Source organism: Pseudomonas sp. LABIM340, from assembly GCF_040017195.2.
In the GTDB taxonomy this organism is placed as follows: Bacteria; Pseudomonadota; Gammaproteobacteria; order Pseudomonadales; family Pseudomonadaceae; genus Pseudomonas.
This window is the reverse complement of the sequence record NZ_CM200227.1, coordinates 3,439,272-3,454,974: the sequence shown is the minus strand read 5'-3', so window position 1 is coordinate 3,454,974 and position 15,703 is coordinate 3,439,272. Positions and strand designations below refer to the sequence as shown.

Genomic DNA, 15,703 nt, shown 5'->3' with positions numbered 1-15,703 from the left:
CGAAGCGGCAACCTTATCGTCATACAGCGTAGATCAGCGGCCGTGCAGCCAGTGTCGAACCGGTCACGATAGTTTCCGCGCCACAGGCCGATTCGCACCTAAACTCCCCCCAGCCGTCCGCCACTGGGGAAACGCCCGCTCATGAGCAGTCTGTTCGACGCCATCCTTCTCGGCCTGCTGGCCCTGCTGCCGCTGATCAACCCACCGACCACGGTCGCTCTGTTCCTCGCGCTGTCTCAGGGTTTCAGCCGCGAAGAGAAGAACCAGCAGGCGCTGCTGACCGCCTGCTACGTGTTCATCATCATGACGCTGACCTATTACATCGGCGAGTTCATCATGGGGGTGTTCAGCATCTCGATTCCCGGCCTGCGCGTTGCCGGGGGCGGCATCCTCTGCATCATCGGCGGACGCATGCTGTTCCCCGCCCCCATGCCCTCCCCGGACTCCCGTGAAGACCTGCCCGAACGCACCAGCTTCGCCTTCATTCCCCTGGCCATGCCCAGCACCGCCGGGCCCGGCACCATCGCGATGATCATCAGCTCCGCGTCCAGCATCAAGCACAGCACTACCTTCCCGCACTGGGTGATCCTGGTCGCGCCGCCGCTGATCTTCCTCTGCACCGGGTTGATCCTCTGGGGCTGCCTGCGCGCCTCGGACCTGATCATGAAGGCCACCGGCAAATCCGGCATCGACGCCATCTCGCGGCTGATGGGTTTCCTGCTGGTGTGCATGGGCGTGCAGTTCGCCATCAACGGCCTGGTGGAGGTTGCGCAGACATTGATCAACAGTAATGCGCATCTGCTCGCACAACCCTGAAACGCCAGCGGGCACCGAAGTGCCCGCTGGCAATCCCACCGCGGCCTACGGACGCGAATAGACCTTGAACAGGTTCTGGTCCAGCTCGCTCGGCGCGCCGAAGTACTTGCTGTAGAGCGGCACGAAGGCATCGGAGCGATACAGCTCGCTCAACGCCGTGTCCACTTGCAGGCGGAAGTCCTCGTCGCCGCGCGGCATCGCCAGCGCCACCGGGGCGGACTCGAAGCGCCGGCTGAGCACCATCAGATTGGCCTTGCCCGCACTGTGCTCCACCAGGCTGCGCAGGGTCATCTGGTCATGGAAGAAAGCATCGGCCTTGCCGGCGGCCACCGCTTCGACGCCTTCCGCCGGGCCTGCCACCGTCTGCACGGTGACCAGCACCTTGAGCAGGCGCAGCTTTTCCCGCACCCAGGTTTCCACCCGAGTACCAGCGGGCACCGCAAAGGTGTAGGCCGCCAGGCCACGGTTGAGCGTGGCGCGCCAGGTCGGGCCGCTCTTGTCCACCTCGCCGTTGAGCGAGCGCACCAGGAAGAACGGCGCATCCTTGCGCACCACCACGCCGAGGCCGGCGGTGTACACGGGCAGGGAGAAATCGAGGTTCTGCCGCAGTTTGAGGGTTTCCACCATCGGGCTGCAGAGCAGATCGACGCCGCCGGCGCCCACTGTTTCCAGCGCCTTGTCCGCACTCAGCGGGACGAAGCGCACCTGCAGTTGCGCCAGGCCCGGCTGGGTGCGCAACTGGTCTGCCACCTTCTGGCACAGGTCGACTCCGTAGCCGACGGCGCCCTCGCCTTCGCTGGCGGAGAACGGCGGGCGCTCTGGCAGGTAGCCCAGGGTCAGGGTGTGGCTGCTGCGGATGCGCTCCAGCGTCTGGGCGGAAGCCACCAACGGCACTGCTGCGGCCAGCAGGAGGATGACGCGGGGGAACCAGCTTTTCATGGTCGACCCTCCGCGTTGAGTTTCGCCTGCGGTTCGATGAAACGGTCGGCGATGTAGCCGAACATCAGGTAGCCCACCGCCGTGACCAGCATGCCGCCGAACACCGCCTCCATCCCCGACGCGTAGAGCGCATAGAAGCTGTAAGCCATGGCGACCAGCAGCGCCGCCACGTTACGGTGGTGCGGGTAACCGGTCACGCCAGCCTTCTGCATGATCACCAGCAGCGCCGACAGCGCGGTGATATAGGGCACGATGTTGGTCACCGCCGCGAGGCTGACCAGCTTGCCGAACTGCTCCGACGCATTGGGGGAAATGGTCGACACGGCCATGGCGCTCTGCAGCGCGGCGTTGGCCACCAGCCCGAGGATCGGCGCGCCAAGCAGCGTCACCTTGCTGAACAGGCGCGGGAACATGTGCTGGTCGGCGGTGACCTTGGCGGTCTGCGCCAGGGTGAACTGCCAGCCCAGCAGCGAGCCCACACAGGCCATCACCGCCAGCGCCATGATGATGTTGCCCACCATCGGATTGAACATCTGCGCGTAGACGTAGGCGAACGGCGCGCTGGAATTGGCCAGCTCGGCGTTCGGCACGATGCCCATGATCACCGTGGTCGACAGTACGTAGACCACGGCAGCACCGAGGGTGCCCAGCAGGCAGGCCAGCGGCACGTTGCGCTTGGGGTTCTCCACGGCGTCGGAGTTCTGTGCTGCCGATTCCATGCCGAGGAAGGCCCAGAGGGTCAGCGGGATGCTCTGGGTGATGGCATCGTTCATGGCGATGTTATTCGGGTTCCAGGCGGCGTCGAACACCTGTTTGTCGAACCAGAACCAGCCGATGATCGACAACCCGGCCACCGGGATGATCACGCCCCACACGGTGATCGAGCCAATCTGCCCGGTGACCTTGGGTCCGCCGAAATTGGCCAGGGTGGTCAGCCAGATCAGCCCGACACTGCCGATGAACAGCGGCATGGCGCCGGTGCCCAACCAGGGAATGAAGGGTGTCAGGTAGCCCACCGCGGAGATCGCGATGGCCACGTTGCCGATGGCCAGCGAGAGGAAATACAGGTAGGAGCAGAGGAAGAACGCCGACTTGCCGTGGGCCTCCTCGGTGTAGGCCGACATCCCGCCCGAGCGTGGGCAGTAGATGCCGCACTGGGCAAAGCAGTAGGCAATGGCCATCGAGCCGACGGCAGTGATGATCCACGACAGCAGGGAGATTGCCCCCAGCTGCGCCATGCTGGTGGGCAGCATGATGATGCCCGAGCCCATCATGTTGACCGCGACCAGGGTGGTGAGCCCGGTCAGGGTCATTTTCTTGCCGGATGCTTCCATATGCGCGCTCTTTTGCAGGAGAAGTGATCACACGATAGGAGCAGTCCTGCGTGGCCGCCGCCGCTGCGCCGATTAAATTTTGCTGACGCGACGCAGCTCGTAGCCCGGAGTGCTCGGCACGCCCCTACTCGTCCTCCAGCAGCACCTTCACCCGCCCTGCCCGCATGGCCTTGGCCAGTACGCCGTGGTCGCGCTCGGTCTGGTCGGCATAGAGCAAGGCGAAATTGCCCATGGCTTCATCGAAGGTGTCACCCTTGCCCAGGTAGCCGCTGATGCCCGCCGCATCGCCGGACTTCGCGTGGGCGCGGGCCAGGGTCAGGCCGCAGATCTCGGCGTAGCGTTCCAGTTGTGCCGCGCTGAAGTTATCGACCGGCACCGACAGTTTCATGTCGCGCAATTGCCGGACGAAGAAATCGCGCCCGCCGGGGCTGCGTGTCCAGCCGAGGAAAATGTCGCTGGAGGACTGCATCAGCCGCTGCCCCATCACGACCCGCTGCCCCTGGTGGTCGTACTGGCTCTTGCCAGCGTAGGGCGCGAGCACCGAATGGCAGGACTCCTTGAATTGCAGGATCAGCGGATGGTTCTCCTCGGAGAACATCAGCACGATGAAGCAACGGGTGCCGACGCTGCCGATGCCGACCACTTTCATCGCCGCATCCGCGAGGCGGTAACGGTCGAACAACACCCGACGATCGTCCGTGAGGCTCTTGCGGTAGTCGGCCAGCGCGCGCTGCACGCGCTGCATGAAGTCCGCCTCGGCAACGTGATAGATGATCGGCGGCTGGTCGATGATCCGTGGCTGGCCGGCGACCTGCTCGGTGATCTTCGGGAAGGCGCTTTCCATCACCCGCTCGCGGGCACGGTCGAACAGTTGCTGGCGGAACTTGCGGGCCTTGGCGTCAGGCGCCATGTCCAGCAGCGCATCGGTATCCAGGCGCGAATACCAGACCTCCAGCGGACTCATCTTCGAGTAGGCGCGCAGGTTCTCGCGGTAGGAGCGCACGCAGGTGACTGCTGCATCCCGCGCACGGACATCAGACAGGCCGCCATCGCGCGCGGCCACCGCAAAGCTCGCCGCCAGCCGCTTGATGTCCCATTCCCAGGGCGCTGGCAGGGTTTCGTCGAAGTCGTTGAGGTCGAAGACCAGGTTACGCTCCGGCGTGGCGAACAGGCCGAAATTGAGCAGGTGGCAATCCCCGCACGCCTGCACGTTCACGCCGATGTGCGGGGCCCCGGCGAGGTCGTGGGCCATCAGCGCGGCGGAGCCACGGAGGAAGGTGAAGGGGCTGCGCAACATGCGCCCGTAGCGGATCGGCACCAGTTCCTTGAGCCGGTCGCTGTTGGACTTTTCCAGGATGGCGATGACATCGCGCCCGCGTCCGGGTGCCTTCCACTGACCGTGGGCCTCGCGGGGGATTTTCTGCCGCAGGCGTCGGCCGATGTCCAGGAGCTCCTCGCGGGAACGGAACTGATTGGCGGGCTCGGGCGAGCCGGCCTTTTTGCCGGAAGCTTTCTTCGGGGAGGCCATGATGCTGTCGTCACCAGAGGTCAGGGGCGTGAGGCGCACGCGAACGCGGCGCCGTCCTGCTCGCGGAGCCGGCGCGGGTGCCGGCTCCCCTCCATTGAAGCTAGATCAGTTTCGACGGCGCCACCGGGGCCGGGCCGCTTTTTATCGCGCAGCCGCCCTGCCCCGTTTCCGCCCCGGTTTCAGAGTGCGCCCTGCAGCTCCGGTACGGCCTCGAACAGATCGGCGACCAGGCCGTAGTCGGCGACCTGGAAGATCGGCGCCTCTTCGTCCTTGTTGATCGCAACGATCACTTTCGAATCCTTCATGCCCGCCAGGTGCTGGATGGCGCCGGAAATACCGACGGCCACGTACAGCTGCGGAGCAACGATCTTGCCGGTCTGGCCGACCTGCATGTCGTTCGGCACGAAGCCGGCGTCCACGGCAGCGCGGGAAGCGCCGACGGCAGCGCCCAGCTTGTCAGCCAGGGAGTAAAGGATGCTGAAGTTGTCGCCATTGCCCATGCCACGGCCGCCGGAAACGACGATCCTGGCAGCGGTCAGTTCCGGACGGTCGGACTTGGCCAGTTCTTCGCCTACGAAGGCCGATTGACGGGCATCGAACACTTCACCCAGTTGTTCGATGCTGGCCGAGCCACCTTCGGCTGGCACGGCGTCGAAGCCGGTACCGCGCACGGTGATGACCTTGATGGCAGCCGAGGACTGCACGGTAGCGATGGCGTTACCGGCATAGATCGGGCGCTTGAAGGTGTCGGCGCTGACGACTTCGATGATCTCGGAGATCTGGTCGACGTCCAGCAGGGCGGCGACGCGCGGCAGGAAGTTCTTGCCGTTGGTGGTAGCGGCGGCCAGCACGTGGCCGAAATCGCGGGCGATGGACGCGATCAGCGGAACCACATTCTCCGGCAGCTGGTGCGCATACGCCGCGTTGTCGGCGACCAGCACCTTGGCAACACCGGCGATCTTGGCAGCGGCTTCAGCCACGCCACCGACGTTCTGACCAGCGACCAGAACAGCGATGTCACCACCGATCTTCTGCGCGGCAGCAACGGTGTTCAGCGTCGCCGAGCCCAGCGCGCCATTCGAATGTTCTGCAACAACCAAAACAGCCATCAAATCACCTTCGCTTCGTTCTTCAGTTTCTCGACCAGTTCGGCCACCGATTTCACCTTGATGCCGGCGCTGCGAGCAGCAGGCGCTTCCACCTTGAGCGTCTTCACGGTGGAGACCGTGGAGATGCCCAGTGCATCGGGGGTGAGGACTTCCAGCGGCTTCTTCTTCGCCTTCATGATGTTCGGCAGCGACGCGTAGCGCGGCTCGTTCAGGCGCAGGTCGGTGGTGACGATGGCCGGCAGGTTCAGGGCAACGGTCTGCAGGCCGCCGTCGATTTCACGGGTGACGTTGACCTTGTCGCCAGCGACTTCGACCTTGGAGGCGAAGGTGCCCTGGGCGTAGCCGGTCAGCGCAGCCAGCATCTGGCCGGTCTGGTTGTTGTCGCTGTCGATGGCCTGCTTGCCGAGGATGACCAGCTGCGGCTGCTCCTTGTCGACAATAGCCTTCAGAGCCTTGGCGACCGCCAGCGAATTCAGCTCGTCGTTGCTCTCGACCAGCACCGCGCGGTCGGCGCCGAGGGCCAGTGCGGTACGCAGTTGCTCCTGCGCGCCACTCGGGCCAACGGAGACCACCACGATCTCGCTGGCGATGCCCTTCTCTTTCAGGCGGACGGCTTCTTCCACGGCGATTTCGCAGAAGGGGTTCATGGACATCTTGACGTTGGCCAGATCGACGCCGGTGCTGTCCGCCTTGACGCGGACCTTGACGTTGTAATCGACCACGCGCTTGACGGCTACGAGGACTTTCATCGGGGACTCCTGGAAAAAAACCGGGCCTTGCGGCCCGGAACAAGGGGTGACTCTGTGCAGGTTCGGTTCGTAGGGCCAATAACCGCTTGCGGTTATCCGCCGTCATTCGGGACAGCGGCGGATAACGCTGGCGCGTTATTCGCCCTACGTTCTAGGCCACGTCCATCAGCTGGCTGAAGGCCTGCAGGTGATGGTCGTCGTCGCCGAACTGGTGGCTGATCATCACCAGGTGCTTGGCGTAGTGCGAGCCCAGGTATTCGTCGGTGAGGCCGATGCCGCCGTGCAGCTGGATGCACTGCTCGGAGATCAGGCGCCCGGCGCGGACGGTGATGTACTTGGCGGCCGCCAGGGCGCGGCTGCGCTCGGCGCTGTCGGGCTGGTCGGCGACGCAGGCGGCGAGGATCGCCATGCTGCTGGCCTGGTCCAGTTCGGCGCGCATGTCCACCATGCGGTGCTGCAGCACCTGGAAGGAACCGATGGCGACGCCGAACTGCTTGCGGGTCTTCAGGTACTCCAAGGTCAGCTCGCAGGTGGCTTCCATGGCACCTACCGCCTCGGCGCACTGCGCAGCGATGGCACGGCCCTGCTGGTAACGCAGTACATCGAAGGCTTCGCCGGGCTCACCGAGCACGCGCTCGCTGGCGACGAAAGCGCCGTCCAGGTAAAGCTCGCAGGCCTTGAGGCCGTTGGCGGTCGGGTAGACGCGGCGTTTCACGCCGGCTTCGGCCGGGTCGAGGAGGAACAGGCCGATGCCCTGCTCGTCCTGCTCGCCGCCGGCCACGCGGGCCGAGACCAGGATCAATCCGGCGCTATGCCCGCCGATCACCGCGACCTTGCGCCCGGTCAGCCGCCAGCCGCCGTTCACCGGCTCGGCGCGGGTCGCCACGCTGTTCAGTTCGTAATGGCTCTGCGGTTCCTCGAAGGCCACCGCCAGTTGCAGCTCGCCACTGGCGACGCGGGTCAGCAGCAGGTCCTTCTGCGCATCGCTGCCCAGCTGGGCCAGCAGGCCGCCGGCGAACACCACCGACTGCAGGTAAGGCTCCAGGCACAGGCCACGGCCCAGCTCGGTGTGCACCAGCATGCTGTCCACGCCGCCGCCGAAGCCGCCGTAGGCTTCGGGCAGGGACACGCCAGTCAGGCCCAGCTCGCCGAGCTGGCGCCAGAAGTCGGCGCTGTAGCCCAGCTCGCTGCGGCGATAAGCCTCGCGCTGTTCGAATCCGTAGGCGTCACGTACCAGACGCGCCGCCGTGTCTTGCAGCATCTGCTGCTCTTCATTGAGTTTGAAGTCCATGGTCGGCTGCCTCTCAGAGTCCGAGGTTCACTTTGGAAACGATGTTCTTCTGGATTTCGTTGGAACCGCCGTAGATCGAGAGCTTGCGCATGATGAAGTACTGGCTGGCGGCGGTAGCGCTGTAGTCGGTGTGCAGCAGGTCGCCCGAGCAGGCTTCCATTTCCTCTTCGAGGAACGGCAGCGCGTAGGGGCCTACGGCCTTGCGCAGCAGATGGGTGATCGCCTGGCGGATCTCGGTGCCGCGCACCTTGAGGATCGAGCTTTCCGCGCCGCTGCCGCCGCCTTCGCGGGCGGCGGCGAGGATGCGCAGGTTGCTCATTTCTGCCGCCATCAGCTGCACTTCCAGATCGGCAATCTGGGCTCGGAACAGCGGGTCGTCGATCAGCGGCTTGCCGCCCTTGCGCTCGCGCGCCGCGATGCCCTTGAGCTGGCGCAGCAACTGCTTGGAGAAGCCAATGCCGGCAAGCCCGGTACGCTCGTGGGTGAGCAGGTACTTGGCGCAGGTCCAGCCATCGTTCTCCTGGCCCACCAGGTTGGAAACCGGCACCTTCACGTTGTCGAAGAAGACTTCGTTGACCTCGTGCTCGCCGTCCAGGGTGATGATCGGACGCACGGTGATGCCGGGGGATTTCATGTCGATCAGCAGGAAGCTGATGCCGCGCTGGGCCTTGGCCTGCAGGTCGGTGCGCACCAGGCAGAAGATCCAGTCGGCGTGCTGGCCCATGGTGGTCCAGGTCTTCTGGCCGTTGACGATGTAGTGCTCGCCTTCGCGCACAGCGCGGGTCTTCAGGCTGGCCAGGTCAGAGCCGGAACCCGGCTCGGAATAGCCCTGGGCCCACCAGTCGGTCATGTCGAGGATGCGCGGCAGGAAGTAGGCCTTCTGCTCCTCGGTGCCGAAGTTGATGATCACCGGGCCGACCATGACCGCGCCGAACGGCAGGACACGCGGCGCGCCGAAGATCGCGCACTCTTCCTCGAAGATGTACTTCTGCACCACGCTCCAGCCGGTGCCACCGTGTTCCACCGGCCAGAGGGAAGCGTGCCAGCCGCGATCGTTCAGGGTGCGCATCCAGAAGACGTTGTCTTCCTTGGAGAGACGCTTGCCGAGCTTGACCTTGGCGGCCAGCTCGGCGGGCAGCTTGTCGCGCAGGAAGGCCCGCACTTCCTCGCGGAAGGCCAGCTCTTCGGGCGTGTAGTGGATATCCATCGAGGTGTTCCTCAGACCTGTTGTTCTTGTGCGCCGCGCAGGGGCGACGGGTTGGGTGCTGCGGTCGAGTATCGGGATGCGGCGCAGGGCTGGCTGTAGTTCGTTCGGACCAATTTCGGAGGGGATTTTCCTCCCGTTCGGAAAGCAAAAAGCCCGCGCGACATGGGCCGGGCGGGCTTTCGGTATTTGCCTGATGATTACGCGCCTGAGCTTCCCCCTCACCCCAGCCCTCTCCCTCAGGGAGAGGGAGCCATCCGTGCCGGCTGACGCATTGGTTTCATCCTGCTCCGAACGGTCCCCTCTCCCTCTGAGCGGGGCGCGCAGCCAGGGTTAGGGTGAGGGGCTCTTGCAGGATGCCCATCACAGCACCGCCTCGCTCCCCAGGAACGCCGTGACCTGGCTCGACAGCGTCCCGCCATTACCATGCAGCAGCGCGATATCGGCCTTCTTCAATTGCCGCGCGCCGGCCTGGCCGCGAATCTGCGTCACCGCTTCGAGGATCAGGAACATCCCGTACATCCCCGGATGCACGCACGACAGGCCGCCACCATTGGTGTTCACCGCCAGCTCGCCGCCGGGGGCGATTCGCCCGCCCTGGACGAAACGCCCGCCCTCGCCCTTCGGGCAGAAGCCGAGGTCTTCGAGGAACAGGATCGTATTGATGGTGAAGGCGTCGTAGAGCATCACCAGGTCGATGTCGGCGTGGCTCACGCCGGCCATCTGCATGGCGCGCGGGCCGCTTTCCGAGGCGGCGGTGACGGTCAGGTCCGGCATGCACACCACCGAACGGTGCCATTGCGCGCCGCCGGCGCCGAGGAAGTACGCGGGTTTGTTCGGCAGGTCGCGCGCACGGTCGGCGCGGACCATCACGCAGGCGCCGGCGCCATCGGTCACCAGGCAGCAGTCGGCGGCGCTTAGCGGGTCGCTGACCATCCGCGCTCCGAGCACGTCGTCCATGCTCAGCGGACCACGGGCGAAGGCCTCCGGGTTGAGATTGGCCCAGCCGCGCGCCGCCAGCGCCACTTCCGCCAGTTGCTCGCGGGTGGTGCCGTACTGGTGCATGTGCCGGCTGGCCGCCAGCGCATAGGAAGTGATCGGGTGGCGCGGCTTGTAGGCCGTCTCGTGCCACTGCGGCTCGCTCATCGACACCAGCTTGCCGCCGGCGGTGCGCTGGTTGGAGCCGTAGCAGATCAACGCCACGTCGCACAGGCCGGCCTGCAGCGCCAGGGTCGCCTGCAGCAGGTGCCACTCGAAGCTGGAGCCGCCGACGTTGGTGCCGTCGACGAACTTCGGCTTGATGCCGAGGTACTCGCACACCGACAGCGTCGGGAAGGCATGGGAACTGGTGGCGGAGAACACCGCATCGACGTCGGAGAGTTTCAGGCCGGCATCGGCGATGGCCTTCAGCGAAGCCTGGCCAAGCAGCTCCATGGCGCTGAAACCATGGGCTTCGCCGATTCCGGCGCTGCCAATGCCGACGATGGCGGTCTTGCCGCGAAGAGGCGAATTCATGCCTGCACCTCATCGATCACGTCGAACACCACGAGCGCCTGCCCGTCCTCCTCGATCACCCGCGCCTTGACGCGGCTGCCGATGGGCGCGGTTTCCCGGCCCTCGATGCGCGACATCATGCGCACGCCTTCATCGAGATCGATCAGCGCCACGTTGTGGCTTGCGTTGCGCGAGCGGTTCACGGTGATGGCATAGATGCGTCCGGTGCCGGCGGCCTCGACCCATTCCAGGTCGGTCTCGCCGCTGCCGGGAACGGCCACGCGCGGGTAGAACACATGGCGGCCAGTGGAAGCGCTGCGCTGGATCATCAAACGGCCCTGCTGGAGGAACCGCTGGTACTGCGCCTCCGGCCCGACGGGCGCGGCGGCTTGGGGAGTCTCGGCCATGACAGGCTCCTGATTCACTGCTGATCGACGCGGCCGTGCAGGCTGCGCGTGTTGTTGATGAAGGTGCCCTTGCCGCGCGCCACCAGCTTGTCGCCGTCGAGCAGGTCGCAACTGGCCACGCTGATGCTGCGGCCGAGCTTGTGGATCTGCACATGGACTTCGATCCAGCGCCCCGGCAGCGCCGGGCTCAGGTAGTCCATGTCGAGGTTGATGGTGGCCGGCGGCAGCTCGCTTCCGGCGGTGAGCTTGATCGCCGTGCCGAAGCCGGTGTCAGCCAGGGTGGCGAGAAAGCCGCCATGGGCGATGCCCAACGGGTTCAGGTGTTCCTCGAGGATGCGTGCCGCCACCACGCGGCGCTCCAGGTTCACGTACACGCCCCGGCAGTTGTTGACGAATCCGGGCCGCGACATGGGCTGGAAACCGGCGGGTATGGCGCCCTCCTCCTCGATGAAATCGCCGGCACTCATGCTTCGCTCCCCGCGTAACGCTGGGCACGTTGCAGGCTGGCCCGGCAATCGCGAACCATGCGTTCAAGTAACTCGGCGCAGCTGGGAATGTCGTCAATCAGGCCGACGCACTGCCCGGCGGTGACGATGCCGTCGTCCGCCGCGCCGCTCTCCAGCGCCGCACGGCCACGGGCGCCGGCCACCAGGTGGCGGATATCCTCGAACTGCGCGTTGCCGCGCTTCTCGATGCTCACCACTTCCTCGGAGATCGGGTTGCGCAGTACCCGTGCGGTGTTGTGCAGCGTGCGGAAGATCAACCGGGTGTCGCGCTCGGTAGCACCGACCAGCGAGCGCTTGATGTTCTCGTGGATCGGCGCCTCCTGGGTGGCACAGAAACGCGTGCCCATGTTCACCCCTTCGGCGCCCAGGGCCAGGGCAGCGGCCATGCCTTCGCCATCGGCGATGCCGCCGGAAGCGATTACCGGCACCTGCAGGCGGCGCGCCGCCAGCGGGATCAGCACCAGGCCGGGCACATCGTCCTCGCCCGGATGCCCGGCGCACTCGAAGCCGTCGATGGACACGGCATCCACGCCCAGGCTCTGTGCCTTCAGCGCATGGCGCACGGCCACGCACTTGTGGATCACCGTCATTCCGGCGGCCTTGGCGCGAGCGATGAATTCACCGGGGTTGTTGCCGGCGGTTTCCAGCACCTTCACGCCGCTGGCGATGATCACGTCCAGGTAGCGTTCGTAGGGCGGCGGGTTGATCGACGGCAGCAGCGTCAGGTTCACGCCGAAAGGCTTGTCGGTGAGGGTTCGGCAGCGCTCGATTTCCTCACCCAGCGCCTCCGGGGTCGGCTGCGTCAGCGCGGTGAGGATGCCCAGCCCGCCGGCATTGGAAACGGCGGCGGCCATCTCGGCGCGGCCGACCCACATCATGCCGCCCTGGATGATCGGGTAGCGGATGCCGAGCAGTTCGGTAATGCGTGTCTTCATGGGGTTTCTCCGCGTTTCACTGATCGAAGACGATGACCGAGCGCGCCAGTTCGCCCCGGCGAAGCTCGTCGAAGCCCTGGTTGATCTGGTCCAGGCCGATGCGCTGGGAAATCAGCTCGTCCAGCTTCAGTCGGCCCTGCAGGTAGAAGTCCACCAGCCGTGGCAGGTCCACCGGGAAGCGGTTGGAGCCCATGAACGAGCCCTGGATGCGCCGCTCGGCGAGGAAGTCCAGGCCGCTCAGCTCCAGCTTCACGCCCGGTTTGATCATGCCGATGACGGTGGCGCTGCCGCCGCGCGCGAGCATGGCGAAGGCCTGTTCGGCGGTCTGCTTCAGGCCGATGCACTCGAAGGCGTGCTGCACGCCGCCACGGGTCAGTTCCAGCACCTGCTGCACGGCGTCGCCGTCGGCGGCGTTGATCACGTCGGTGGCGCCGAAGGTCTTCGCCAGCTCCAGCTTCGAGTCGAGCCGGTCGATGGCGATGATCCGCCCTGCCCCGGCCAGCGCCGCGCCGTTGAGGGTGGACAGGCCGATGCCGCCGCAGCCGATCACCGCCACGGTCTCGCCCGGTCGTACCTGGGCGGTGTTGAACACCGCGCCGGTCCCGGTGATCACCGCGCAACCGAGCACGGCGGCACGGTCCAGCGGCATATCGCGGCGGATAGCGACGCAGGCGTTCTCGTGCACCAGCATCTGTTCGGCGAAGGCCGAGAGGTTCATGAACTGGTTCACCGGCTTGAGGCTGGTGACTTCGCTCAGGCGTGGTTCATCGTGCTTGCCGCGCTTGGTTTCCGGCGACACGCACAGCGACAGGTGCCCGGAAACGCAGTGCGGGCAGTGCCCGCAGAAGGCCGAGAGACAGGTGACGACGTGGTCGCCCGGTTTCACCGAGCGCACCTCGGAACCCACCTGTTCGACGACGCCTGCGGCCTCGTGGCCGAGGATTACCGGCATCGGCCAGGGGTAGGCACCCTCGATGAAATGCAGGTCGGAGTGGCACAGGCCCACGGCGCGGGTGCGGATCAGCACCTCGCGCGGGCCCGGCTTGCCGATGGCCACTTCCTCGATGGTCAGCGGCGTGCCCGGTTGGCGCAGTACGGCGGCTTTCATGGCAACTCCTCAGCGGGTGATCATCGCGGCGACGGCCTGGCGCAGCGGCTCGACGTAAGGCGGGCGCATCAGGTCCGGGCCATCGGCCGGCTTGAACACCGCCTTGGCGTGGCTGAAGGCGCGGAAGCCGTCGCGGCCGTGGTACGAGCCCATGCCGGAAGGTCCGACGCCGCCAAATGGCAGGCTCTCGACGCCCACATGCTTGATCACGTCGTTGATGGTCACCCCGCCGGAAGTGGTGCGGCGCAGCACCTGCGCCTGCTCGTCGGCATCGACGCCGAAGTAGTACAGGCCCAGCGGACGCGGGTGGGCGTTGATGTAGCCGATCACCTCGTCGATGGTCTTGTAGGGCTTGATCGGCAGCAGCGGGCCGAAGATCTCGTCCTGCATCACCTTCAGCTCGTCGCCGGGGTTGCACAGCAGGGTCGGCGCCAGTTTGTGCCCGGTTTGCGCGGCGAAGTCCTCGCCGGCCGGGTTCAGCTCGATCAGCTCCACGCCTGCGGCGCGCGCTTCGTCCAGGTAGCCCTGCAGGCGCTGCTGGTGGCGGACGTTGATCACCGAGGTGTAGTCGGGGTTGTCGAGCAGGCTCGGGTAGAAGCGCGCGATCACTTCGCGGGCGCTGGCGATGAAGTCGTCCAGCGACTCCTCGGGAACGAAAACATAGTCCGGCGCCAGGCAGATCTGCCCGGCGTTGTGCAGCTTGCCGGCGATGATCTTCTGCACCGCAGCCTGGAAGTCGGCGGAGCGGGAAATGATGGTCGGCGACTTGCCGCCCAGCTCCAGGGTCACCGGCACCAGGTTCTCGGCGGCGGCGCGCATTACCTGGCGGCCGATGCTGGTGGCGCCGGTGAACAGCAGGTGGTCGAAGGGCTGGGCGCAGAACGCCTGGCCGACCTCCGGCCCGCCGGTGATCACCGCGACTTCGTCCTCGGCGAATACCGATGCGATCATCCGGGCTATCAGTGCCGAGCTGTGCGGGGTGAACTCCGAGGGCTTGATGATCGCGCGATTGCCGGCGGCCAGCACGCCGGCGAGGCCGCTGAAGACCATGTTCACCGGGAAGTTCCACGGCGTGACGATGCCCACCACGCCCAGCGGCTGGTACTCCACCCAGGCTTCGCCGCGCTCGCAGTGGCGCGGCTCGGGCTGCATCCAGCCGAGCAGCTGGGCCTTGGTCTGCTTCAGGCTCATCAGTGGCGAGAGCACTTCCACCACGCGGGAGAAGTCGTCGCTGCGTTGGCCGAAATCGGCGCGCACCGCTTCGACGATTTCCTGCTGGTGATCGACCAGCAGGCCGATGGCGCGGTCGATCAGCTCGATGCGCCGCTCGGCGCTCATCGGTTCACTGGACAGGTGCGCGGCGCGCTGGCGGTCGAGCACGGCGCGGATGGCGGTGCCGGGGCTGGTCTGGGTCATGGCGGGTCTGTGCCTCGTTGTTGTTGTCGGTCAGTCGTCGCGGCGCGACGGCCACTGGTATTGCGGGGCTTCCTTGCGCAGGAAGCGCGCGGAGGCTTCCTTCACGTAGCCGGACGTGAGCGCCACGGCCTGGGCGGCAGCTTCGGCATCGAGCTGGGTGGCCAGGTCGTTCTCGAAACTGCGGGCCAGCAGGCGCTTGCTCATGGCGAAGGCCGGGGGCGACATCTGCGCCAGTGCGCGAGCCAGTTCCTCGGCGCGTTCAATGGCGCGCCCGCCGTCGTGCCGTTCCAGGGCGATGCCCAGCTGCACGGCTTCGGCGGCGCCGATCTCGCGGGCGGAATAGATGATCTCGCGGGCGCGCTGCATGCCCACCAGGCGCGGCAGCAGCCAGGAGGCGGCCAGGTCCGGCACCAGGCCGATGCGGGCGAAGGCCATGCAGAAGCGCGCGCGCTCGCTGGCGATGACGAAGTCGGCGGCCAGCGCCAGGCTGAAGCCGGCCCCGTAGGCAACGCCGTCCACCAGCGCGACCACCGGGCGGTCGAAATCGGCCAGGGCGGCGAGCAGGCGATTGGTTTCCGCCATGCGCATGCGGACCGCGCCGGCTTCGGGCGTGCCGCCCATGCTGCTGACGTCGCCGCCGGAGCAGAAAGCCCCGCCAGCACCGGACAGCAACAGCGCGCGCACTTCGGGGTTGCGGCGCAGCCCGGTGAGCGCGTCGATCAGCTCGGCGACCATCGCCGTGGACAGCGCGTTCTTGCGTTCCGGGCTGGCCAGCGTCAGGCGCGCCAATCCGTCTTCGATACAGAGTTCGATGCTCGACATGCGTACCTCGCGGCAGGCATCCCGGCGGGAATGGCCGGCCCGCAC

15 protein-coding genes are annotated in these 15,703 nt (G+C 66.4%); 1 reads left to right on the top strand and 14 read right to left on the bottom strand.

What is annotated here, in order from left to right:
- Positions 1-141 precede the first annotated feature (141 nt).
- The gene (locus ABKS89_RS15855) at positions 142-816 is read left to right on the top strand and encodes a MarC family NAAT transporter (RefSeq protein ID WP_138215685.1); all 675 of its coding nucleotides are present in this window, start codon (positions 142-144) and stop codon (positions 814-816) included.
- Positions 817-861: 45 nt separating this feature from the next.
- Here ABKS89_RS15855 and ABKS89_RS15850 read toward each other — a convergent pair whose 3' ends face one another.
- The 14 genes from ABKS89_RS15850 to ABKS89_RS15785 form a co-directional block, all read right to left on the bottom strand.
- Positions 862-1,755 carry an amino acid ABC transporter substrate-binding protein gene (locus ABKS89_RS15850; protein WP_138215686.1) on the bottom strand — a complete coding sequence of 298 codons (894 nt, stop codon included), beginning with the start codon at positions 1,753-1,755 and terminating at the stop codon, positions 862-864.
- Entirely contained in the window at positions 1,752-3,089 is a 1,338-nt protein-coding gene (potE, locus tag ABKS89_RS15845) for a putrescine-ornithine antiporter (RefSeq protein ID WP_348586089.1), read from the bottom strand. The genes ABKS89_RS15850 and potE overlap by 4 nt, the downstream gene beginning before the upstream one ends.
- Before the next feature lie 124 nt (positions 3,090-3,213).
- Complete coding sequence (locus ABKS89_RS15840; protein WP_518300942.1) at positions 3,214-4,617, bottom strand: DUF2252 family protein; 1,404 nt, start codon at positions 4,615-4,617, stop codon at positions 3,214-3,216.
- A gap of 179 nt (positions 4,618-4,796) precedes the next feature.
- Positions 4,797-5,726, bottom strand: a complete 930-nt coding sequence (locus ABKS89_RS15835; protein ID WP_518300941.1) for an FAD-binding protein — start codon at positions 5,724-5,726, stop codon at positions 4,797-4,799.
- The gene (locus ABKS89_RS15830) at positions 5,726-6,475 is read right to left on the bottom strand and encodes an electron transfer flavoprotein subunit beta/FixA family protein (RefSeq protein ID WP_348590078.1); all 750 of its coding nucleotides are present in this window, start codon (positions 6,473-6,475) and stop codon (positions 5,726-5,728) included. Before ABKS89_RS15830 ends, ABKS89_RS15835 begins: the two co-directional genes overlap by 1 nt.
- Before the next feature lie 151 nt (positions 6,476-6,626).
- A complete protein-coding gene (locus ABKS89_RS15825) occupies positions 6,627-7,766 on the bottom strand; it encodes an acyl-CoA dehydrogenase family protein (protein ID WP_348590077.1) in 1,140 nt (379 codons plus the stop codon).
- A 13-nt stretch (positions 7,767-7,779) separates the two neighbouring features.
- Positions 7,780-8,973 (bottom strand): acyl-CoA dehydrogenase family protein, encoded by a 1,194-nt coding sequence (locus ABKS89_RS15820; RefSeq protein ID WP_348590076.1) that lies wholly within the window; start codon positions 8,971-8,973, stop codon positions 7,780-7,782.
- 360 nt (positions 8,974-9,333) lie between these two features.
- A complete protein-coding gene (locus tag ABKS89_RS15815; protein ID WP_138215692.1) occupies positions 9,334-10,485 on the bottom strand; it encodes a thiolase family protein in 1,152 nt (383 codons plus the stop codon).
- Positions 10,482-10,871 (bottom strand): Zn-ribbon domain-containing OB-fold protein, encoded by a 390-nt coding sequence (locus tag ABKS89_RS15810; protein WP_138215693.1) that lies wholly within the window; start codon positions 10,869-10,871, stop codon positions 10,482-10,484. Before ABKS89_RS15810 ends, ABKS89_RS15815 begins: the two co-directional genes overlap by 4 nt.
- A 14-nt stretch (positions 10,872-10,885) precedes the next feature.
- On the bottom strand, positions 10,886-11,338 hold the full coding sequence (locus ABKS89_RS15805; protein WP_348590075.1) for a PaaI family thioesterase: 453 nt from the start codon (positions 11,336-11,338) through the stop codon (positions 10,886-10,888).
- The gene (locus ABKS89_RS15800; RefSeq protein WP_348590074.1) at positions 11,335-12,312 is read right to left on the bottom strand and encodes an NAD(P)H-dependent flavin oxidoreductase; all 978 of its coding nucleotides are present in this window, start codon (positions 12,310-12,312) and stop codon (positions 11,335-11,337) included. Before ABKS89_RS15800 ends, ABKS89_RS15805 begins: the two co-directional genes overlap by 4 nt.
- A gap of 16 nt (positions 12,313-12,328) precedes the next feature.
- Positions 12,329-13,420: a Zn-dependent alcohol dehydrogenase gene (locus tag ABKS89_RS15795; RefSeq protein ID WP_348590072.1), complete on the bottom strand. Its 1,092-nt coding sequence runs from the start codon at positions 13,418-13,420 to the stop codon at positions 12,329-12,331.
- Positions 13,421-13,429: 9 nt separating this feature from the next.
- The gene (locus ABKS89_RS15790) at positions 13,430-14,836 is read right to left on the bottom strand and encodes a coniferyl aldehyde dehydrogenase (RefSeq protein ID WP_348590071.1); all 1,407 of its coding nucleotides are present in this window, start codon (positions 14,834-14,836) and stop codon (positions 13,430-13,432) included.
- Between the two features lie 30 nt (positions 14,837-14,866).
- Entirely contained in the window at positions 14,867-15,658 is a 792-nt protein-coding gene (locus ABKS89_RS15785; RefSeq protein ID WP_138215698.1) for an enoyl-CoA hydratase/isomerase family protein, read from the bottom strand.
- Positions 15,659-15,703: the final 45 nt, after the last annotated feature.

Excerpts from the sequence above, each read along its gene's own strand:
- ABKS89_RS15855 (WP_138215685.1), top strand. The coding sequence starts at position 142 with ATGAGCAGTCTGTTCGACGCCATCCTTCTCGGCCTGCTGGCCCTGCTG.
- ABKS89_RS15850 (WP_138215686.1), bottom strand. The coding sequence starts at position 1,755 with ATGAAAAGCTGGTTCCCCCGCGTCATCCTCCTGCTGGCCGCAGCAGTG.
- potE (WP_348586089.1), bottom strand. The coding sequence starts at position 3,089 with ATGGAAGCATCCGGCAAGAAAATGACCCTGACCGGGCTCACCACCCTG.
- ABKS89_RS15840 (WP_518300942.1), bottom strand. The coding sequence starts at position 4,617 with ATGGCCTCCCCGAAGAAAGCTTCCGGCAAAAAGGCCGGCTCGCCCGAG.
- ABKS89_RS15835 (WP_518300941.1), bottom strand. The coding sequence starts at position 5,726 with ATGGCTGTTTTGGTTGTTGCAGAACATTCGAATGGCGCGCTGGGCTCG.
- ABKS89_RS15830 (WP_348590078.1), bottom strand. The coding sequence starts at position 6,475 with ATGAAAGTCCTCGTAGCCGTCAAGCGCGTGGTCGATTACAACGTCAAG.
- ABKS89_RS15825 (WP_348590077.1), bottom strand. The coding sequence starts at position 7,766 with ATGGACTTCAAACTCAATGAAGAGCAGCAGATGCTGCAAGACACGGCG.
- ABKS89_RS15820 (WP_348590076.1), bottom strand. The coding sequence starts at position 8,973 with ATGGATATCCACTACACGCCCGAAGAGCTGGCCTTCCGCGAGGAAGTG.
- ABKS89_RS15815 (WP_138215692.1), bottom strand. The coding sequence starts at position 10,485 with ATGAATTCGCCTCTTCGCGGCAAGACCGCCATCGTCGGCATTGGCAGC.
- ABKS89_RS15810 (WP_138215693.1), bottom strand. The coding sequence starts at position 10,871 with ATGGCCGAGACTCCCCAAGCCGCCGCGCCCGTCGGGCCGGAGGCGCAG.
- ABKS89_RS15805 (WP_348590075.1), bottom strand. The coding sequence starts at position 11,338 with ATGAGTGCCGGCGATTTCATCGAGGAGGAGGGCGCCATACCCGCCGGT.
- ABKS89_RS15800 (WP_348590074.1), bottom strand. The coding sequence starts at position 12,312 with ATGAAGACACGCATTACCGAACTGCTCGGCATCCGCTACCCGATCATC.
- ABKS89_RS15795 (WP_348590072.1), bottom strand. The coding sequence starts at position 13,420 with ATGAAAGCCGCCGTACTGCGCCAACCGGGCACGCCGCTGACCATCGAG.
- ABKS89_RS15790 (WP_348590071.1), bottom strand. The coding sequence starts at position 14,836 with ATGACCCAGACCAGCCCCGGCACCGCCATCCGCGCCGTGCTCGACCGC.
- ABKS89_RS15785 (WP_138215698.1), bottom strand. The coding sequence starts at position 15,658 with ATGTCGAGCATCGAACTCTGTATCGAAGACGGATTGGCGCGCCTGACG.